We start from the raw sequence: 18,009 nt of genomic DNA on the forward strand, positions 1-18,009 counted from the left end.
GGGGGTGCCCTGGAAGGACAAAGCCTGAAAATGAGCGAAGTGGGATAATATTAAGGACGGAAAGCGCCGGCATGAAAGGTGAGTGTTTGAAGAGGATCCTGATCATCGAGGACGAAAAGCCGCTGGCTGAGGCGGTCGAGTTCAGCCTGGAAAAAGAGGGTTATAAGGTGGATATAGCCCTGGATGGCGAGACCGGCTGGCGCATGTGCGAGAGGGGCGGCTATGATCTCATCCTGCTGGACCTCATGCTACCTGGTATGGACGGGATGGAGTTATGCCGTGCGATCAGGAGAGAGAGCACGGTCCCCGTTATCATGCTCACCGCCAAGGACTCCGATGTGGACAAGATCCTGGGCCTGGAGATGGGAGCGGACGACTATGTCACGAAGCCGTTTAATATGCGCGAGCTGATCGCGCGCGTGCGCGCGGTGTTGCGGCGCGTCAAGACCGATGATCCCGAGAGGACGGGCGAACGCCTGGAGGTCGGGGACATCGTCATCGACAAAGAAAGACACGAGGTCGTGGTGGAAGGCAAGGTAGTGGAAATGCCGCTCATGGAGTATCGCCTCCTGGAGCTCTTCCTGCGCAATCCCGGCAAGGCCCTGGCCCGCGAGTACCTCCTCAATAAAGCCTGGGAGGGCGATTTTTACGGCCAGACCAAGACCCTGGACGTGCATATACGCCGCCTAAGAGAGAAAATTGAAAAGGATCCGGCCAATCCGGAACGCATCATCACGGTACGGGGCATCGGGTACCGTTTCGAGGCTGGCGGGCAGGTTTGATGAAAAGCCTCAGGCGCATTCTGATATTCAGGTATGCTTTCCTCATCGCAGCTGTCCTCATCGCTGCAGGCCTCCTGGTCATCATACCCATACGTTCGTATACCATCTCGAGGGAGCAGGAAAACCTCGAGAGGCAGGCGACCATCTTCGCCCGCGAGATGGCGGTCTACTTCGACGACGACGCAGCCCTCAATGATATCGATACCCATCTAAAGGGATTGGCGGAGGACCTGCCGACGAGGCTGACGGTCATCGATACGGCTGGCGTGGTGCTGGGCGACTCCGAGGTGCCGGCCTCGGAGATGGAGAACCATGCCGGTCGCCCGGAGGTCGCGGGCGCGCTCGAAGGCCGGGTGGAATCGACGCGGCGGGAATCCCGTACCCTCGATGAAGATTACATCTATGCAGCCGCTCCCATCGTCGTGGACGGAGAGATAGCTGGAGCCGCCCGCGTCGCCGTAGAGGAAGAGGACCTCATGCCCGTGGTGACCCAGGTATGGCTGATCTTCCTCGCCGCCTTTGGCGTGGTACTCCTGGTTATCGTAGCAGTGAGTATATGGACGGAGAGGACTGTTAGCGCGGACCTCAACGAAATGAAAGGGGCGGCTTCTGGATTGGCACAGGGGAACTTGGATCGCAGGGTGGCCGAGCCGGACATCGAGGAGTTATCGGAGCTGGCACGGGACTTCAATGCCATGGCCGAGCAGGTGCGCCGCCGCATCGACGAGGCGGTCGAGGAGAGCGGAAAACTGGAAGCGGTGCTCTCCAACATCTCGGCGGGGGTGATGGTCACCGATGCGGACAGCAGGATAGTGCTGCTCAACCCGGCAGCCGAGAGGATCCTCAGTGCGGAGGGAGCGAAGGCCGTGGGTCGCCGCATCATCGAAGCCTTGTCCAGCCGCGAACTGGACATTGCAGTGGCGCGTGCGGTCGCTGGGGAAAGCGTGGACGAGGAGATAGAGCTCATATATCCCCGGCGGATCTCGCTTCACCTCAAATCAAATCCCGTGAAAGGATCGGAGGGCAATGTTGTGGCAACCGTCAGCGCCATCGAGGACATCACGGCGCTCAAGAGGTTGAACCAGATAAGGCAGGACTTCGTGGCCAACGTCTCGCATGAACTGCGGACCCCGGTCGCCACCATCCGGGCTCTCACCGATTCACTCCTTGTCGGGGCGGTTGAGGACAAGGACAAGGCGGAGCATTTCCTCAGGAACCTGGACCTCGAGGCCACCCGTCTCTCGCAACTCATCGAGGACCTGCTCACTTTGAGCCGGCTGGAGGCGGGGGAAGCGACCATCAAGGTCGATAGCTTCCTGCTGCTCGAGCTCCTGCAGGAATCCCTGGACTCCAAGGAGAAACTAGCCGAGGAGTACGGAGTGGCGCTGGAGATCAGGCCGGATATGGAGGACGTGAGGATAGAAGGAGACCGCAGGCTGCTGAGGACCGCCCTGAACAACCTCATCGATAACGCGATCAAGTACAACCGGTCCGGTGGCAGAGTCGTGGTGGGTATGCTTGCCGGTCAAGCGGATGGCGGCGTGAAGATAGAGGTCGAGGATAACGGGCTGGGAATACCTCGCGAGGACCTCCCCCGGGTCTTCGAGAGGTTCTACCGCATCGACAAGGCCCGTTCGAGAGAGACCGGCGGCACCGGACTGGGCCTATCGATCGTCAAGCACATAACCGAGCTCCACGGTGGCACGGTCACCGTGGCCAGCGTGGAGGGAGAAGGCTCGACCTTTACCATATCTCTCCCGGATACTTAAAAGCGCGGTTTACCCCGATTTAACGGTAAATTAACCTACATTTTCCACGGTTTGAACCTGTTATTAACAACCATGCGTCTAAATGGTCTGTAGGAGGACGCCTCGGTATGCGACCGGGCCGACAACCGAGAAAGCAAAGGAAAGGAGGGAAGAAGATGCTTATAGAGGAGATAGCAGTAGGGGAACTCGTAGAGGATTGCCTGGACTTCAAGAGCACGGCTGCGAGTGACCATGATGTCACCCTGGAGGCGGAACTCGATGACCCGCGGGCCATCATATGCGGAGACCGCCGGCTACTGAGGGCTGCCTTGACAAACCTTATCGAGACAGCCATCCGGAACAACCGTCCGGGGGGAAAGGTTACGATAGGTTATCAGAGCGACCCCAGCAGGGAAACCTTCGTCGTGACCGATAACGGCAGGGGGATACCCTACGAGGATCTGCGCAGCATACGCGACCTTTTCTGCCGCTCGCGAGTCCCCGGCATGCACGATGTCGAAGAGATCGACGCCGAGTTTGTGGGCTTGTCGGTGGTCAAGGACATCGCGGACCTGCACGGAGGTAGAGTAGGCGTGCGCAGCATGGAGGGCGAGGGTTCCACCTTTACCCTGCACCTGCCTCGTCGACAGCGTGTCGTGGCTTAACCGGGAGTTAATCTTCCGTTAAGGAAGATTTCTCCTATTTTTTACCCCTCTTTCATCTACCGGCTTTATATTCATATACGTGAACATCTGCCTGCAAGCCCGGCAGAGCCACCTATCCGCGAGAGATGTGGGGTCTGAATGGGAACGATACTGGAAGATATCCCGGTACACCAGCTCCTGGAGGAGTCCCTGGCGATAAAATCCCTCCTCGCCGAGAGGTTCGGTATCACCTTGGAGACCCATATGAACGACCCAGGTGTCTCCCTGCGGGGCGACCGGGGCCTCTTGAGGGTGGCCCTGAGCAACCTTATAGACGATGCCATCAAGAAGAACAGTGGAAAAAGGGTCCTCATCTCTCAACGCACTGACGGAGACGCTGTGATCATCAGCGTTTCCAAACCGAGAGGAGGCGCTCATAAGCGCATCACTGCCGGCGTCGGGCGTGTGCTCGTCGACGCGCCTCGAGATGGTGGCAATAGCCCGAAATGTCTACACCCCGGCATGTCGCTGGCAATACACATCGCGGATCTGCACGGTGGGGTGATCGATATCGGGCCGGATGACGGAAACGCATGCGACTCGAGCATATATCTGCCCTTGAGCTGCCAGTTTACCTCGATTTAACTTCCCGTTCGCCAAGAATTTAACGATATTGTACCCGTTTTTAATCCGTGGCTTTTTCAATAGTTGGTGTAATGAGGAATTCCGGTTACACGATGAGATGCCGAGCTGGAGCAGAAGATCACAGGGCAACGGTGATGCTTGGAAAGGTTATCAGGGACATATGGTGGGGCGATGGAGGATCGTCCATCATGGGGGGTATCGAAGGGCCGGTATCGCGTTTTCTCGATCCCCTATGTTCCGTGTGCGAGCGTTACGATGCTTGCGAGCGGCGCCTTCAGATAAATCGTAAGGCATCAGGATTAAACGTGTCGAGGTATGCAAGAAGCAATGAAAAAGGAGGAAAGGAATGACGAAGAAGAGACTAAGCCTTATCATGGCGGTCTCGCTGGCGGTAGCCCTGGCATTGATGCTCGCCGCTGCGGGTTGCGGTGACAATAGTGAGGAGCCCGCCGAGCCGGAGAAGCCAGCACTCTCCGGGACCCTGGAGCTCTCCGGGTCCACGACCGTGTTGCCCCTGGCGCAGGAAGCCGCGGACATGTTCATGGACGAAAACCCCGACGTGACCGTCAACGTGCAGGGGGGCGGCTCCAGCGTGGGTATCTCCAACGTCGCCGAGGGCGTTGTCGACATCGGCAACGCGTCCCGCGGGCTCAAGGACGAGGAGAAGGACCTCGGCCTCATGGACCACGAGATAGCGCTGGACGTCATCGTGGTCATCGTGCATAAGGACGTGCCCCTGGAGGGCCTCACCGCGGATCAGGTCTACAACATCTTCACCGGCAAGGTCACCAACTGGAAGGACGTCGGCGGCCCCGATCAGACCATCAACGTGGTCGTGCGCGACGAGGCCTCCGGAACCAGGGAGATGTTCGACGAGAAAGCCCTCAAGAAGGAAGTGCCCATGGCCGGTGCCATCGAGACCAACAGCAACGGCATCATGAGGCAGACCGTGTCCTCGACCCCGTATTCCATCGGGTATATCTCCCTGGGGTACCTGGATAGCTCGGTCAAGGCTCTCGAGTATGGCGGCGTCGAGGGAAGCAAGGAGACCGCGGTCGACAAGACCTACCCGCTCTCCCGCTACCTGCATATGTTCACCAAGGGAAGCGCAACCGGCCTGGCCGAGGCCTTCATCGAGTTCGTGCTCTCTGACGAGTTCCAGAACGAGGTAGTGGCGGAGGAGTACATACCAATGACCGAGATCTAGGGGACCTCGGCATTCGACAGGGGTTCCGACCGCACACGATAAAGGGCGAGGTGGGCTTGCTTTGCAGGGTGTGATCGACAGGGAATGGATCGTCAAGAAGACGCTCTTCGTCCTGGCCATGATTACGGTGCTCGGGATAATCCTCATCATCTTCTTCGTGGCCAGGGAGTCGGTTCCCGCCTTCACCGAGGCAGGCCCCGCCAACCTCTTCAGCGCCACCTGGAATCCCCAGAGCGGCCAGTACGGCATGCTCATCTTTCTCGCGGGCACTCTAGCGACCACCGTCGGGGGGCTGCTCCTGGGTACCCCCCTTGCCATCGGCTCGGCATTGTTCCTGACCCAGATGGCCCCCCGGCGGGTTCGGTCGATAGCCACGAGGGGTGTCGAACTTCTGGCCGGCGTCCCTTCCATCGTCCTGGGCTGGCTGGGCTTCACCGTCATGGTGCCGTGGATCAGGAGCGCGACCAACAGCACCGGCACAGGCGTCCTGGCCGCCTCCATCATCCTGGCCATCATGGTCATCCCCACCATAGCCACCATATCCAAGGACGCGCTGGAGGCGGTCCCCGAGTCCCACATACAGGCGGCGCTGGCCATGGGGGCGACCAGGTGGCAGATGATCCGGCGCGTGCTGCTCCCGGCGGCCAGGCCGGGCCTGCTGGTGGCCATCATCCTGGGCATGGGCAGGGCTATCGGGGAGACCATGGCCGTGGCCCTGGTCATCGGACCGGCCACCGCCTTCCCCACGTCCCTCACCACTCCCACCCATACCATGACCACGAAGATACTCATCGAGATGGGTGAATCCACGGGGGTCCAGCGCTCGTCGCTGTTCGCCATGGGGCTGGTGCTGCTGCTCCTGGCCATGCTGCTCATCCTGCTGGTGAGGGCGGTAACGCGGCAGAGGGAAGCGGCGCGGTGAGCATCGACCTGGAGTCCGAAGTGGAGATCGAAGGACCGGAAGTGGAGGTCGCCGGATACGTCCGTGAGCTCAAGGACGACCGCGTTGAGAAGATCATCCAGGGGAGCATCGCCCGCAACGAAAAAAAAGCGCGGATATACGACCGCGTCGCGACCACTGTCGTGTGGACGCTAGCGCTGGCAGGCCTGGGCATACTGGCCTTCATCATCTTCGTCATCCTCTACCGGGGCATCGCCACGGCGCTCACCCCCGGATTCATCTTCGGCAAACCGGAGGCCATGAAGGAGGGGGGCGGCATCTGGCCCATGGTCGTATCCTCCTTTTACCTGGCCCTACTGACCATCGCCGTGGTGGTCCCCCTGGGGATCGGGGCGGCGGTCTATATGACCGAATTCGCCAGAGAGGGACGGATAACCGGGATAGTACGCTTCGGCGCCGATTCCCTCGCCACCGTGCCGTCGGTTGTTTTCGGGATATTCGGCATGGTCCTCTTCGTCATCTACTTCGGCCTGGGCTATTCGCTGCTGGCCGGGGCCCTGACCCTCGCCCTCCTCAACATGCCCACGGTCATGCGCACCACCGAGGAGGCGATAATGGCCGTGCCCTACTCCTACCGCGAAGCCGCCATGGGGCTGGGGGCAAGCCGCTGGGAGACGGTGAAGAAGATAGTGCTCCCCAGCGCCATGCCGGGGATCACCACCGGTGTGGTGTTGACCATGGGCAGGATCGTGGGAGAGAGCGCGGCGGTCATCTATACCGTCGGCCTCTTCGTGAGGAAGGTTCCGGTCTCGCCCCTGCAACCCGCGGCTCCCATGGCCGCCAATATATGGCATATGTACACGGAAGGCGCTCTTGTCTCCGACTGGATGCGCGTGGCCAATGGAGAGGCGGCTTTCCTGCTGCTGGTGGTGCTGGTCTTAAACCTGGGGGCAAGGCTGATCGCGCGCATGTATCAGAAGAGATTGGGAATGGTGAAATAGGATGTCTGAAAACGGCTATAAGTTCGAGCTCAAGGACATGGACCTGTACTATGGCGATTTCAAGGTCCTGGAAGGTGTCAACTTGGATATAAGGAAATGCTGTATCACTGCCATCATAGGTCCGTCCGGGTGCGGTAAATCTTCGGCCCTGCGCTGTCTCAACCGCATGAACGACCTGGTGGAGGGGGCCCGCATCGAGGGGCGCGTCGCCCTGGACGGTGACGACATATACGACCGCGACTACAGCGTGGTGGGGCTGCGCAAGCGCGTGGGCATGGTCTTCCAGAAACCCAACCCCTTCCCCAAGACCATCTACGACAACGTCGCTTTCGGGCCTCGGCTGTACGGCATCAGGGACCGCGAGGTCCTGGACGGGATCGTCGAGGAGAGCCTGAAGAGCGCCGCCCTCTTCGAGGAGGTAAAGGACAAGCTGCGCACCTCCGCCCTGGCCCTATCCGGCGGTCAGCAGCAGCGGCTGTGCATCGCGCGGGTGCTGGCGGTGCAGCCGGAGGTCATACTCCTGGACGAGCCCTGCTCGGCACTGGACCCCATCGCCACCCAGAGGATCGAGGACCTGCTGTCTGAACTGAAGGCCAGCTATACCATTGTCATCGTCACCCACAACATGCAACAGGCGGCGCGCCTGAGCGACTTTACCGCCTTCTTCATGATCGAGGAACAGGGGGACCCCGGGAAGATCGTCGAGTGCGGCGATACCAACACCATCTTCACCAAACCCGGGGATGAGAGGACGGAGCGCTACATCACCGGCAGGTTCGGATAGGGCGAGGAGGGGAAGGCGGCATGGAGCTCGAGATAAGGAGGGATTTCCACGGACAGCTGGACGGGTTATACGCCGAGCTGCTGCGCATGGGGAGCGACCTTCTCGAGACCATCGAGAGGACCAGGCTGTGCTTCCTCAAGCTCGACCGTGAGACCGCGGACGAGCTCATCGCCGGCGACGCGATATTCGACGACTACCGCGACCGCCTCGAGGAAGGCGGCCTGGAGATCATCGCCCTCCAGGCGCCGGTGGCGGTCGACTTGCGCCTGGTCATCGTGATCATGCGCGTCGCCCAGCACTTCGAGCGCATGGCCGACCTCTGCGAGGACATAGCCACGGCGGTGAGGAACATCCCCGCCGACAGCGTCCACTCCTGGATCCGGGGCACCATCGACGAGATGGCGCGCAGGGCGATACGCCTGGTAGAGCGCTCGCTCGAGTGCTTCAAGGACCGCGATGTCAAGATGGCCGGGGAGCTGGACGCCATGGACGATGCCGTTGACAGACTGAACCGGGGCTTCTTCACGGAGTTCGACCGCATGCGGGAGGAGGAACTGGAAGTCGCGGTACGGGTGGTGATGATCGCCAGGTTCTTCGAGCGCATCGCCGACCATGCCGTGGACGTCGGCGAGCACGTGCGCTTCATGGTCGAGGGAACCATCAACCCCTGATCAAGGAGTTCCAGAACCGGAACGACTCCGCCACACATCCTGTACATACCATGCTCTATCCGTCCCGGCTCGCTCCCTCAAGGCACGGCAGCGGCATATATGAGCAGGAACGATGCACGGGAATGGCATCGGTCTCTAGCGGCTCCGATCGAACCTGCGCCGTGGTAATCTCGACGAATTGACCTTGTCATTACCTCGGGATAAACTTGTCTCGGTTGAGACCCGAGCCGATGGGATTTCGGCGCCGAACGATAGCATAATCTCGTGTCCCGGTATGCGGCTTGAAAGGAAATGCTGTGGTTTTCGGGCGGGGGCGCATAACCTCATTTCAGTCGATCGCGGCAGCCGCAGCCAGCCTCTTTCTCATGTCCCCCGTGCTCCTCGGGGGCTGCAGCGTATGGGGAACCAACGTGGTGAGGATATCAGGTTCCACCACCCTGCTCCCGCTGGTGCAGGAGGGCGCCGACCGCTTCATGGACCTCCACGGCGAGAAGACGGTGCTGGTGCAGGGCGGGGGCTCGAGCGTGGGCATCGCCCAGGCCAAGGAGGGCATCGTGGACATCGCCAACAGCTCCCGCGACATCAAGCCGGAGGAAGACGACGGCACCATGCTGGACTTCCCCATAGCCCTCGACGTCATCGTCATCGTGGTCCATCCCGGCGTCGCGGTGGACGGCCTCTCGGCCGAGCAGGTCAGAAAGATCTTCACCGGCGAGATCGCCAACTGGCGGGAGGTAGGCGGCGAGGACGAACCCATCCTGGTGGTGGTGAGAGACAGGGCTTCCGGCACGCGGGAGATGTTCGACAAGGAAGCCCTGGAAGGAGAGGAAGTGGTGAAGTCGGCCATCGAGAGCAATTCCAACGGCATCGTGCGCGAGACGGTGGCGGCCACCCCCAACTCCATCGGTTACCTCTCCATCGGCTACGTCAACGACAGCATCAAGCCCCTGCGCTACGACGGCGTGATCGCCAGCACCGACAGCGCCAGGGACGGCAGCTACAGCCTCTCGCGCTACCTGCACATGTACACTCACGGGGAGCCGGAGCCGTCAGCGCGGGAGTTCATCGACTTCATCCTCTCGGAGGAGTTCCAGCTGGGGGTGGTGGCGGAGGAATACATCCCCGTCATCGAGCTTGACGACGAATAGGGGTAGGCATGGCGCGAGAGAGATATATCAAGATGCTGCTCATCGTCTGCGCCTCCATGTCGTTCCTGGCCATCCTGCTCATCTTCCTCTTCATCTTCAAGGAGAGCCTGCCCGCCTTCACCAATATCGGCATCACCAACCTCTTCTCCGCTTCCTGGAACCCCGACAAAGGCCAGTACGGCATGGCCGCCTTCTTCGTCGGCACCGTCCTCACCACCCTGGGCGGCCTGCTGCTGGGGGCGCCCCTGGGCATCGGCACCGCGGTCTTCCTGGACCAGATAGCCCCCCCGAGGGTGGCCAGCGCCATCCGCCGGGGGGTGGAGCTGCTGGCGGGCATCCCCTCGGTAGTCATCGGCTGGTTCGGGCTCATCATCCTTGTGCCTTTCATCGCCAGCGTAACGGGTTCCGCGGGCTACGGCATCGCCGCGGCTTCGGTGGTGCTCGCGGTGATGGTGCTCCCCACCATCACCGCTCTGAGCGCGGAGACCCTGCGCTCGCTGCCCATCGAGCTCAAGGAGGCCAGCGTGGCCATGGGCGCCACGCGCTGGCAGACCATCCGCAAGGTGCTTTTGCCCGCGGGCAGGGAGGGCATCCTTGTGGCGGTAATCCTGGGCATGGGGCGGGCCATCGGCGAGACCATGGCGGTGCAGATGGTGGTGGGCAACTCGAGCCAATTGACCTTCAACCTCTTCCAGCCCACCGGCACCCTCACCTCCAACCTGGTCACCAACATGGGTGAAGCGGTGGGTGACTTCCGGGCCGCGCTTTTCGCCCAGGCCCTGGTACTGCTGGTCCTGGCCATGGTCCTCATCTTGACCATCAGGTTCATCACGCGCAAGAAGGAGGCGTAGGGTGGACGCCAGGAGGGCCGACCGCATCGCCACCGCCGTCTTCTGGGCCGTCGGCGTCGTCGCCCTGGGCATCCTCGCCTTCATCGTCATCGAGATCTTTATCCGCGGCTTCATGACCGCAATCAACCCGTCCTTCTTCGCCGGCAAGCCCGAGGCCCTGAAGGAGGGGGGCGGCATCGGGCCCATGATCGTCTCCACCATCTACCTGACCTTCCTGACCATGCTCATAGCGCTTCCCGTCTCCGTGGGGGCGGCAATCTACATGTCGGAGTTCGCGCGCGAGGGGCGCTTCACCCGCTTCATCCGCTTCTGCCTGGACAGCCTGGGGACCGTGCCCTCGATCGTCTTCGCCCTCTTCGGCATGACCCTCTTCCTCTTCTACCTGGACTGGAGGACCTGTCTGCTGGCGGGGGCCCTGACCATGGCCCTGCTCAACCTGCCGGTGCTTCTGCGCAGCTCCGAGGAGGCCCTGCGCCTGGTACCCCGCACCTACCGCGAGGCCTCCATGAGCCTGGGGGCCAGCCGCTGGACCACGGTGAGGAAGGTCGTGCTACCCACCGCCTGGCCGGGTATCATAACCGGCACCATCCTCCCCCTGGGGAGGATCATGGGCGAGTCGGCGGTGGTCATCTTCACCGTGGGGGTCTTCGTACGCACCATCCCCATCAGTCCCTTCGACCCGGCTGCGCCCCTGGCGGGATATATCTGGTACGTGCAGAGCGAGGCCATCGTCCCCGACTACCGCGCCATCGTCAATGGCGGCGCGGCGGTGCTGCTCATCCTGCTCTTCGCGATAAACTTCGGGACGAGGTGGCTGTCGAAGTATTACAGTAAGAGGAAGTCACTGGGAGGTTGAGATTGGAAGGCAGCGCCAACGGCTATAAGATGCAGGTGAAGAACCTGACCATGTACTACGGGGACTTCATGGCCCTGGAGGACATATCCCTGGACTTCGCTTCCTGCTGCATCACCGCCCTCATCGGCCCCTCGGGCTGCGGCAAGAGCACCCTTGTGCGTTGCCTGAACCGCATGAACGACCTCATAGACGGCAGCCGGGTGGAGGGCGAGATAACCCTCGACGGCGAGAACGTCCTGAGGCCCGGGTACGACGTCATAGGCCTGCGGCGGCGGGTGGGCATGGTCTTCCAGCGGCCCAACCCCTTCCCCAAGAGCATCTACGACAACGTGGCCTACGGGCCACGGCTGGCGGGCAAGGTGGAGAAGGAAAAGCTCGACCATATCGTGGAGGACAGCCTGAAGCGGGCCGCGCTGTGGGACGAGGTGAAGAAGATCCTCAACCGCTCGGGGCAGAGCCTCTCCGGCGGGCAGCAGCAGCGGCTGTGTATCGCGCGGGTTATCGCGGTGCAGCCGGAGGTGATCCTCTTCGACGAGCCCTGTTCGGCCATCGACCCCATCTCCACCCAGAAGATCGAGGACCTCATGGCCGAGTTGAAGAAGAACTTCACCATGGTCATCGTGACCCACAACATGCAGCAGGCGGCAAGGGTGAGCGACTACACCGCTTTCATGCTGGTGGAGGAGCAGGGACAGCCCGGCCGCATCGTTGAGTTCGGGGATACCAACACCATGTTCACCAACCCGTCCGATAAGAGGACGGAGAATTATATAACGGGACGCTTCGGATAGGCATGATGGGGTGATGACTTGGAGATAAGAAAGGGCTTCCACGAACAACTGGATGAGCTCTACGCGGAGACGTTGCGCATGGGCAGCGACCTGCTGGAGACCATCGAGAAGACCCGCTTGTGTTTCGTCGACCTGGACCGGGAGCTGGCGGAGGCGATCATCGTCGGCGACGACGTCTTCGACGCCTACATCGACCGCCTGGAGGAGGGGGGCCTCGAGCTCATCGCCCGCCAGGCACCGGTGGCGGTGGACCTGCGCATGATCATCGTCATCATGCGCATGGCTCAACACTTCGAGCGCATGGCCGACCTCTGCGAGGACATCGCCGTTGCGGTAAAGCACATCCCCGCCGACTACCTCAGCGCCTGGATCCGCGAGGCAATAGACGAGATGGCCCGCCGCGCCATCCGCCTGGTGGAGCGTTCCATAGAATGCTTCAAGGACCGCAACGTGGAGATGGCCTTGGAGCTGGACGCAATGGACGACGCCGTGGACAAGCTCAACCGCAAGTTCTTCAAGGAGTTCGACCGGGGGCGCGAGGAGGACCTGGAGGTGGCGGTGCGGGTGGTGATGGTGGCCCGCTTCTTCGAGCGCATCGCCGACCACGCCGTGGACATCGGCGAGCACGTGCGCTTCATGGTCGAGGGCACCATAAGCCCGACCTAGGGTCTTGGATATTGGATACCACGGTATCTCGGTGATCGATGCGAAAATATACTCCATCGTTTGCAGCTTCTTCAGAATCCATACCACATTATGGTATTTGAAATCCAGGACCTGCCCTGAAAATAGCGACCAGCATTTTCGTCCTCGGTGGTGTCGCGGCCGCGCGACATGGGTGATTGTCCCCTAGACGTATTGGGCTGATAAAAAGACAAGCTTGTACGCTTCCAGCGGGTAATGTAATATTCCATTGACCAGCTTATGTGCACGCTCACTAAATAAACCTTGATAACGCCGCACTGGAAATGTGATGTGCGACTTCTAAGACCTGGAGAAGCAGCCATGCTCAATATCGGGGCCGGAATGGGCGAAAATAATAGAGAAGGATTTCGCCAGGGGCGTCAAAACCACCGGCACCATGGATATTCTATGGTAACAGGAGCTGCGTAATGGCCGATATCAATGTCTGCCCGCAGTGCGGCATACCGCTGTACATCAGCAGCCAGCACGATTGGATGGAGAGCGGCGTCATCCAGGCCAGCCGGGAGTCGAGGCACCGCCTGGTGCTCTTCGAGAGCGGCAACCTCGACCCCCTCTTCGAAGGCATCGCCGACCTGATAGGCACGCCCATTCAGCGGCTGGTCGTCGACGCTTCGCGGCGCTCCACCCGCAGCTACATGGACCGCATCGTGGCCGACGACCTGAAGGACCTGATCCGGTCGGGGGACATGGACCTGAAAATCGTCTTCGATTCCACTTTCCTCATCTGGCGGGCCATGGGGTACGGCAAGCTCTCCCTGGAGGACGTGCGCTACATGCACGACGATGCCGATTTCATCTCCGTGCTCGCCGAACGTCCGTACTCCGTTCCCCTTTCCGTGGGTAACTTCGCGGGTTCCATCGAAGCGATCATAGGGTTGGAGCCGGGCATCGAATACGAGGAGACGAAGCCGGGGGTGTACAGGATAACCATCCGCGAGGCCGAGAACCCGCCCGACCTCAAGGAGAGGTTGATGTGGAAGGGCTACGAACAGGAATACAAATCGGGGGATATCGCCTTCGAGAAGTGCGCCGGCTGCGGCGCACCCACCGCTTTGGGGGAATACAAGTGGGACCAGGAGAACGGCTCCATCCGCAGCACGGCCAGCGGCCGCAGGATGGTCCTGACCGGCCCCTCCATGATCGACCCCATCTTCGACGAACTGGAGGAGGAGCTGGGCGACACCATACCGCGCGTGGTGGTGGAGGCCCAGAAGCGCTTCATCCGCTCCGGCTTCGTCGGCGTCTCCGAGGTCGTCAGCGAGGAGAACATGCGCGTGCAGATGGCCCTCAGGGGCCTGGGCAACCTCAGGGAGCTGAAGATGGGGAAGAAAGGAGTGCGGGCGCGCATCGAGAACGTCGCGCTGCCCCTGCTGGTGGTGGGCTCGACCCAGGGGCTCTACGAAAAGGCTTTCGACATCGAGAGCGAAGTGGAATGGGAGCTCAAGGACGACGGCGACCTCGAGGTCGAGGTGTTCCCCGCATAACCCCCCGGACGATTCCATGCTGAAGCCGCGCGGCGCATGGACGACCCATCACTTGTGATAGAATCGCCGCATGGGGCACAGCGCAGATATCGAGATGAAGGCGGCATGATGATCAGGGTAAGGTTCGCTCCCTCGCCCACGGGCATGCTCCACCTCGGCTCCGCGCGCACGGCGCTCTTCAACTGGCTCTTCGCGCGCGGACAGGACGGGGTGATGGTGCTGCGCGTAGAGGACACCGACCCCACCCGCTCCAGCCGCGACCTGGAGGCGGCCATCCTCGACGACCTGCGCTGGCTGGGGCTGGACTGGGACGAGGGGCCGGATATGGGGGGGCCGCACGCCCCCTACCGCCAGAGCGAGCGGGGCGAGATCTACCGCGAGCATGCCGCAAGGCTGCGGGAAGCGGGCCGGGCTTACCCCTGCTACTGCACCCCCGAGGAGCTGGAGGAGAGCAAGCGTAGGGCGCTTGCGGAGGGGCGCACCCCCATCTACGACGGCGCCTGCCGCGGCCTCACGCCGCGGGAGAGAGAGGCGCGGGAGGCCGAGGGGAGGCTGCCGGCGCTGCGTTTCCGGGCCGCCGAGGGAGAGGTGGCCTTCCAGGACCTGCTGCGCGGCTTCGTGCGTTTCCCCCCCGGCGTGGTGGGTGACTTCATCATCGTCCGCTCGGACGGCAGCGCCGGTTTCAACTTCACGGTGGTGGTTGACGACGCAACCATGGGCATCACCCACGTCATCCGCGGCGAGGACCACCTCACCAACACCGCGCGCCACGTCATGCTCTACGACGCCCTGGGGTACCCGGTGCCCATCTTTCTCCACCACTCCCTGCTCATGGGGCCCGACGGCTCCAAGATGAGCAAGCGCCACGGCGCCACCGCCGTGCGCGAGTACCGGGAGATGGGCTACCTCCCGCAGACCGTCACCAATTACCTGGCCCTGCTCTCGTGGTCGCCGCCGGAGGGCAGGGAGGTGCTGGACACGGGCGAGCTGCTGCACCTCTTCGACATCGGCGACCTCTCCTCCAGCCCGGCCGTCTTCGACAAGCAGCGCCTGGACTGGCTCAGCGGAAAGCACCTGCGCGGTATGCCATTGGAGCACCTGCTGGAGGCGGCGGCTGCCTTTGCGCCGGACTGGTCCGGCGGCCCCCGCTTCCCGGTCATGGTCGAGTCCGTGCTGGACAACCTGACCACCCTGGGCGACCTTCCCACTTACCTGGAGCCTTACGGGCCGCCCGCCGTGCCGGAGGGGCGCGCGGCGGAATGGATGCGCGGGGAGGTGGCGGCGAGGGTCATCGCCGAGGCGGTCGAGGTCATGGAGGGCATGAGCATCGGCAGCGTCGAGGACGCGGACGACGCCATCAGTGGGATCAAACAGCACTTCGCGGACCGGGACCTGAAGCCCAAGGAGATCTTCATGCCCCTGCGGGTGGCACTGACGGGCAGGGACAGGGGACCGGGCCTGCATTATCTCCTGGCGGTGCTGGGCAAAAAGGAATCCCTTGACCGTATGCGCCGGGCACTGGAGACGTTGAACGGGTGAGCATGACACGGCCGCGCGCGGCCGCGCGCGAAACCGGTTTGATCACGGCTTTGCCGTTTTCGGATGGCGCTGGCCCTGATGAGATCGTCCCCATCGGGGCGAGAAGGCAGTAATGGAAAGGGGGCCGAGATAAAGGTAGTCCCGGTCAAGGAATGGTGCGAGGTCTCTCCGGCGGCCATCGCGGTGGAGGGCGCGGCGGGGCTGGCCGCCATCGCCACCGGCGGTTACCTCATGGCCCGTTACCGCCGTAAGCTCTTTCCACTGTGGGCTGCCGCCACCGTCTCCTGGTTCACCCTCTGCAAGTACCTCATCTGCACCCGCTGCGAACACTACGGGAAGAAGTGCGAGTTCTACAACCTGGGCGTGCTGGCCGCACGCATGTTTCCCGCCCAGCCCGACCGCACCCTCACCCAGGTGGGCTATGCCGCGGAGGGCCTGTCCATGGGGGGCATGATGGCGCTGCCCCTCACCGCCGCCTGGGGCGACAGGAGACTTTTCGCGGCCTACGCCGCCCTCTTCGCGGCGCAGTTCGCCACGCAGCTCCTGGTCTCCTGCCACCATTGCGCCCGCACGGCCACCACGCCATGGAAGGCCCGCTGCCCCTCCTACCAGCTCGCCCGCCGCATCTGGGTGGATGGGAAACCGGAGCAGGGTTGCCACGGGTGCGAGGCCACCTGCGGATAGAAGGACAGACCGATTGTAGTCAGATAATTTTCCCCAATGCGATAACAAGATATTCTACTCAAGAGCCCTTGACACCACCCCCCCATATATATATATATATTTAACTTCAAAGCGGTCGGTTTGCTCCGGCAGTCGATGCATAAGGGGCGTATGGGGACGCAAAAAGCACATGATTCCGTGTTGAATGCGTTCATCTATTCACTTGGGGGTTATGATGAAAAAGGATAGGGTTCTGTGGTCTATCGTTCTTGTCTTCATCTCTCTGCTATTCCTGTTGCTAGTTGGCAGTCCAATTGATAATGTTCATGCATCTCCACCGGAAACGGCGCATGGTGCCCATGCAACTTCGGGGAATGGCGTAACGTCAACTAACGTTTTTCTCGCAGAAGGTTATACGGGTGCCGAATACATTAGCTATATTGCTCTCAATAATGTGCACGATGTAAATGCAAACACCGTCTATGTGCGCTTCTATGATTGCAACGGATATATGAACAGGACGGTTACCCTTACTTTGGAGCCCCGGGGCCGTCGTACTATTAGCCCAAATTCATATCTATATGCAAATTTAGAATTCTGCACAAGAGTTAGCGGCAACTATAATGTGGCAGCAGAAAGAACGACTTATAAAGGAAATGAAGGTTCATCCTCTCGATGCTGTGCAAATCCCGGTGAGGATGGACTATATGTCCATTGCCTTGCGGAAGGTTATGTCGATTCTGCGAATGGGCATCATTGCTACATTGCGCTTCAGAATTGTACCCAAAACACGATAACGATACATGCACGTTTTGTTACCGAAGATGGATGTACTGGCCCGCCTCCTTATGGTGACCTTCCAATAACAAACGTCCTGCCATACAGCAGGAGAACAATATATGTAAATAACTATGTCGGTGATGGGAAGTCATTTGCTACTCGCTTATGGTCTAGCAACAAATTCTGCGCAGAAAGAACAAGTTATGGGCCATATTATATGCATACCAGCGAGGGAGATCCCCTGGGGGCGTTAGACTACATGCCAGATGTCGAACCATCGCCAGGAAGCCAGAGGTGTTTCGCGGCTGGCATGAGTACTCCTAGATATACGGCTGTTAGCTATATTTCTGCGGTGAATTATGATAAGTATATTCCATTGCCAGGCCAATGCCAGTATTTAAAATATAATGGGACTGTTTATGCTTCAGACTTGTTCTTGATACCCTCTGGTATTGATTTAGGGGAATTCCAGCAACCAGCTAGAAGGGGAACAATTTCATATGGTAGCCCATATGGCGATCCGGGTGTGATGTCCTTATGGCATTTTGATTCGGATAATACCGGGATTCGTCATATGCAATTTGAACAAGCTACTTATAGGTGGAACACTAATGGTTGGTGGGGGTACTCTGTGTCGGGCAACTACAAGGTTGCATCAAAAGTCTATATGGCAGAAGGTTACGTTAGAGTCCCCGGTAGTGGTGTATAAACCGAAAACCCTCTAGCAAAGCAAGGACCACCGTGCCATCCTTTTCTCAAAGGAGTAACTGAGAGACAAAGGAGAGGCACGATGGTCAACACTACTATGG

18 protein-coding genes are annotated in these 18,009 nt (G+C 60.7%); all 18 read left to right on the top strand.

Going from position 1 to position 18,009, the window contains the following annotated elements; translation table 11 throughout:
- Positions 1-86: 86 nt before the first annotated feature.
- The 18 genes from AB1384_06420 (at position 87) to AB1384_06505 (ending at position 17,909) form a co-directional block, all read left to right on the top strand.
- A complete protein-coding gene (locus tag AB1384_06420) occupies positions 87-782 on the top strand; it encodes a response regulator transcription factor (protein ID MEW6553902.1) in 696 nt (231 codons plus the stop codon).
- A complete protein-coding gene (locus AB1384_06425; protein ID MEW6553903.1) occupies positions 782-2,551 on the top strand; it encodes an ATP-binding protein in 1,770 nt (589 codons plus the stop codon). The genes AB1384_06420 and AB1384_06425 overlap by 1 nt, the downstream gene beginning before the upstream one ends.
- A 155-nt stretch (positions 2,552-2,706) precedes the next feature.
- On the top strand, positions 2,707-3,195 hold the full coding sequence (locus tag AB1384_06430; protein MEW6553904.1) for an ATP-binding protein: 489 nt from the start codon (positions 2,707-2,709) through the stop codon (positions 3,193-3,195).
- A gap of 138 nt (positions 3,196-3,333) precedes the next feature.
- Positions 3,334-3,819, top strand: coding sequence for a hypothetical protein (locus tag AB1384_06435; GenBank protein ID MEW6553905.1), 486 nt, complete (start codon positions 3,334-3,336; stop codon positions 3,817-3,819).
- Positions 3,820-4,165: 346 nt separating this feature from the next.
- Positions 4,166-5,026, top strand: coding sequence for a phosphate ABC transporter substrate-binding protein (locus AB1384_06440; GenBank protein MEW6553906.1), 861 nt, complete (start codon positions 4,166-4,168; stop codon positions 5,024-5,026).
- A 70-nt stretch (positions 5,027-5,096) separates the two neighbouring features.
- Positions 5,097-5,948, top strand: coding sequence for a phosphate ABC transporter permease subunit PstC (pstC, locus tag AB1384_06445; GenBank protein ID MEW6553907.1), 852 nt, complete (start codon positions 5,097-5,099; stop codon positions 5,946-5,948).
- Positions 5,945-6,928 (top strand): phosphate ABC transporter permease PstA, encoded by a 984-nt coding sequence (gene pstA / locus AB1384_06450; GenBank protein ID MEW6553908.1) that lies wholly within the window; start codon positions 5,945-5,947, stop codon positions 6,926-6,928. The genes pstC (AB1384_06445) and pstA (AB1384_06450) overlap by 4 nt, the downstream gene beginning before the upstream one ends.
- A 1-nt stretch (position 6,929) precedes the next feature.
- Positions 6,930-7,712: a phosphate ABC transporter ATP-binding protein PstB gene (pstB, locus tag AB1384_06455; protein ID MEW6553909.1), complete on the top strand. Its 783-nt coding sequence runs from the start codon at positions 6,930-6,932 to the stop codon at positions 7,710-7,712.
- A 20-nt stretch (positions 7,713-7,732) separates the two neighbouring features.
- Positions 7,733-8,383, top strand: a complete 651-nt coding sequence (gene phoU, locus AB1384_06460) for a phosphate signaling complex protein PhoU (protein MEW6553910.1) — start codon at positions 7,733-7,735, stop codon at positions 8,381-8,383.
- Between the two features lie 365 nt (positions 8,384-8,748).
- Positions 8,749-9,531, top strand: a complete 783-nt coding sequence (locus tag AB1384_06465) for a phosphate ABC transporter substrate-binding protein (GenBank protein ID MEW6553911.1) — start codon at positions 8,749-8,751, stop codon at positions 9,529-9,531.
- An 8-nt stretch (positions 9,532-9,539) separates the two neighbouring features.
- Positions 9,540-10,382, top strand: coding sequence for a phosphate ABC transporter permease subunit PstC (gene pstC, locus AB1384_06470; GenBank protein MEW6553912.1), 843 nt, complete (start codon positions 9,540-9,542; stop codon positions 10,380-10,382).
- 1 nt (position 10,383) lies between these two features.
- On the top strand, positions 10,384-11,238 hold the full coding sequence (gene pstA, locus AB1384_06475; protein MEW6553913.1) for a phosphate ABC transporter permease PstA: 855 nt from the start codon (positions 10,384-10,386) through the stop codon (positions 11,236-11,238).
- A 29-nt stretch (positions 11,239-11,267) separates the two neighbouring features.
- Entirely contained in the window at positions 11,268-12,029 is a 762-nt protein-coding gene (pstB, locus tag AB1384_06480) for a phosphate ABC transporter ATP-binding protein PstB (protein MEW6553914.1), read from the top strand.
- Positions 12,030-12,047: 18 nt separating this feature from the next.
- Entirely contained in the window at positions 12,048-12,695 is a 648-nt protein-coding gene (gene phoU / locus AB1384_06485) for a phosphate signaling complex protein PhoU (protein MEW6553915.1), read from the top strand.
- A 446-nt stretch (positions 12,696-13,141) separates the two neighbouring features.
- On the top strand, positions 13,142-14,218 hold the full coding sequence (locus AB1384_06490) for a hypothetical protein (protein MEW6553916.1): 1,077 nt from the start codon (positions 13,142-13,144) through the stop codon (positions 14,216-14,218).
- Between the two features lie 108 nt (positions 14,219-14,326).
- On the top strand, positions 14,327-15,757 hold the full coding sequence (gene gltX, locus AB1384_06495) for a glutamate--tRNA ligase (GenBank protein ID MEW6553917.1): 1,431 nt from the start codon (positions 14,327-14,329) through the stop codon (positions 15,755-15,757).
- 78 nt (positions 15,758-15,835) lie between these two features.
- The gene (locus AB1384_06500; protein ID MEW6553918.1) at positions 15,836-16,441 is read left to right on the top strand and encodes a hypothetical protein; all 606 of its coding nucleotides are present in this window, start codon (positions 15,836-15,838) and stop codon (positions 16,439-16,441) included.
- 214 nt (positions 16,442-16,655) lie between these two features.
- Positions 16,656-17,909, top strand: coding sequence for a hypothetical protein (locus AB1384_06505; GenBank protein ID MEW6553919.1), 1,254 nt, complete (start codon positions 16,656-16,658; stop codon positions 17,907-17,909).
- Positions 17,910-18,009 lie beyond the last annotated feature (100 nt).

The sequence above is a fragment of the Actinomycetota bacterium genome (genome assembly GCA_040757835.1).
GTDB lineage: Bacteria > Actinomycetota > Geothermincolia > Geothermincolales > RBG-13-55-18 > SURF-21.

What these genes read in the sequence shown, in the direction of transcription:
- AB1384_06500 (MEW6553918.1), top strand. Translation starts at nt 15,836, where the DNA reads ATGAGATCGTCCCCATCGGGGCGAGAAGGCAGTAATGGAAAGGGGGCC.
- phoU (MEW6553910.1), top strand. Translation starts at nt 7,733, where the DNA reads ATGGAGCTCGAGATAAGGAGGGATTTCCACGGACAGCTGGACGGGTTA.
- AB1384_06425 (MEW6553903.1), top strand. Translation starts at nt 782, where the DNA reads ATGAAAAGCCTCAGGCGCATTCTGATATTCAGGTATGCTTTCCTCATC.
- AB1384_06465 (MEW6553911.1), top strand. Translation starts at nt 8,749, where the DNA reads ATGTCCCCCGTGCTCCTCGGGGGCTGCAGCGTATGGGGAACCAACGTG.
- AB1384_06430 (MEW6553904.1), top strand. Translation starts at nt 2,707, where the DNA reads ATGCTTATAGAGGAGATAGCAGTAGGGGAACTCGTAGAGGATTGCCTG.
- gltX (MEW6553917.1), top strand. Translation starts at nt 14,327, where the DNA reads ATGATCAGGGTAAGGTTCGCTCCCTCGCCCACGGGCATGCTCCACCTC.
- pstB (MEW6553914.1), top strand. Translation starts at nt 11,268, where the DNA reads ATGCAGGTGAAGAACCTGACCATGTACTACGGGGACTTCATGGCCCTG.
- AB1384_06440 (MEW6553906.1), top strand. Translation starts at nt 4,166, where the DNA reads ATGACGAAGAAGAGACTAAGCCTTATCATGGCGGTCTCGCTGGCGGTA.
- AB1384_06490 (MEW6553916.1), top strand. Translation starts at nt 13,142, where the DNA reads ATGGCCGATATCAATGTCTGCCCGCAGTGCGGCATACCGCTGTACATC.
- pstC (MEW6553912.1), top strand. Translation starts at nt 9,540, where the DNA reads ATGGCGCGAGAGAGATATATCAAGATGCTGCTCATCGTCTGCGCCTCC.
- AB1384_06505 (MEW6553919.1), top strand. Translation starts at nt 16,656, where the DNA reads ATGAAAAAGGATAGGGTTCTGTGGTCTATCGTTCTTGTCTTCATCTCT.
- AB1384_06435 (MEW6553905.1), top strand. Translation starts at nt 3,334, where the DNA reads ATGGGAACGATACTGGAAGATATCCCGGTACACCAGCTCCTGGAGGAG.
- pstB (MEW6553909.1), top strand. Translation starts at nt 6,930, where the DNA reads ATGTCTGAAAACGGCTATAAGTTCGAGCTCAAGGACATGGACCTGTAC.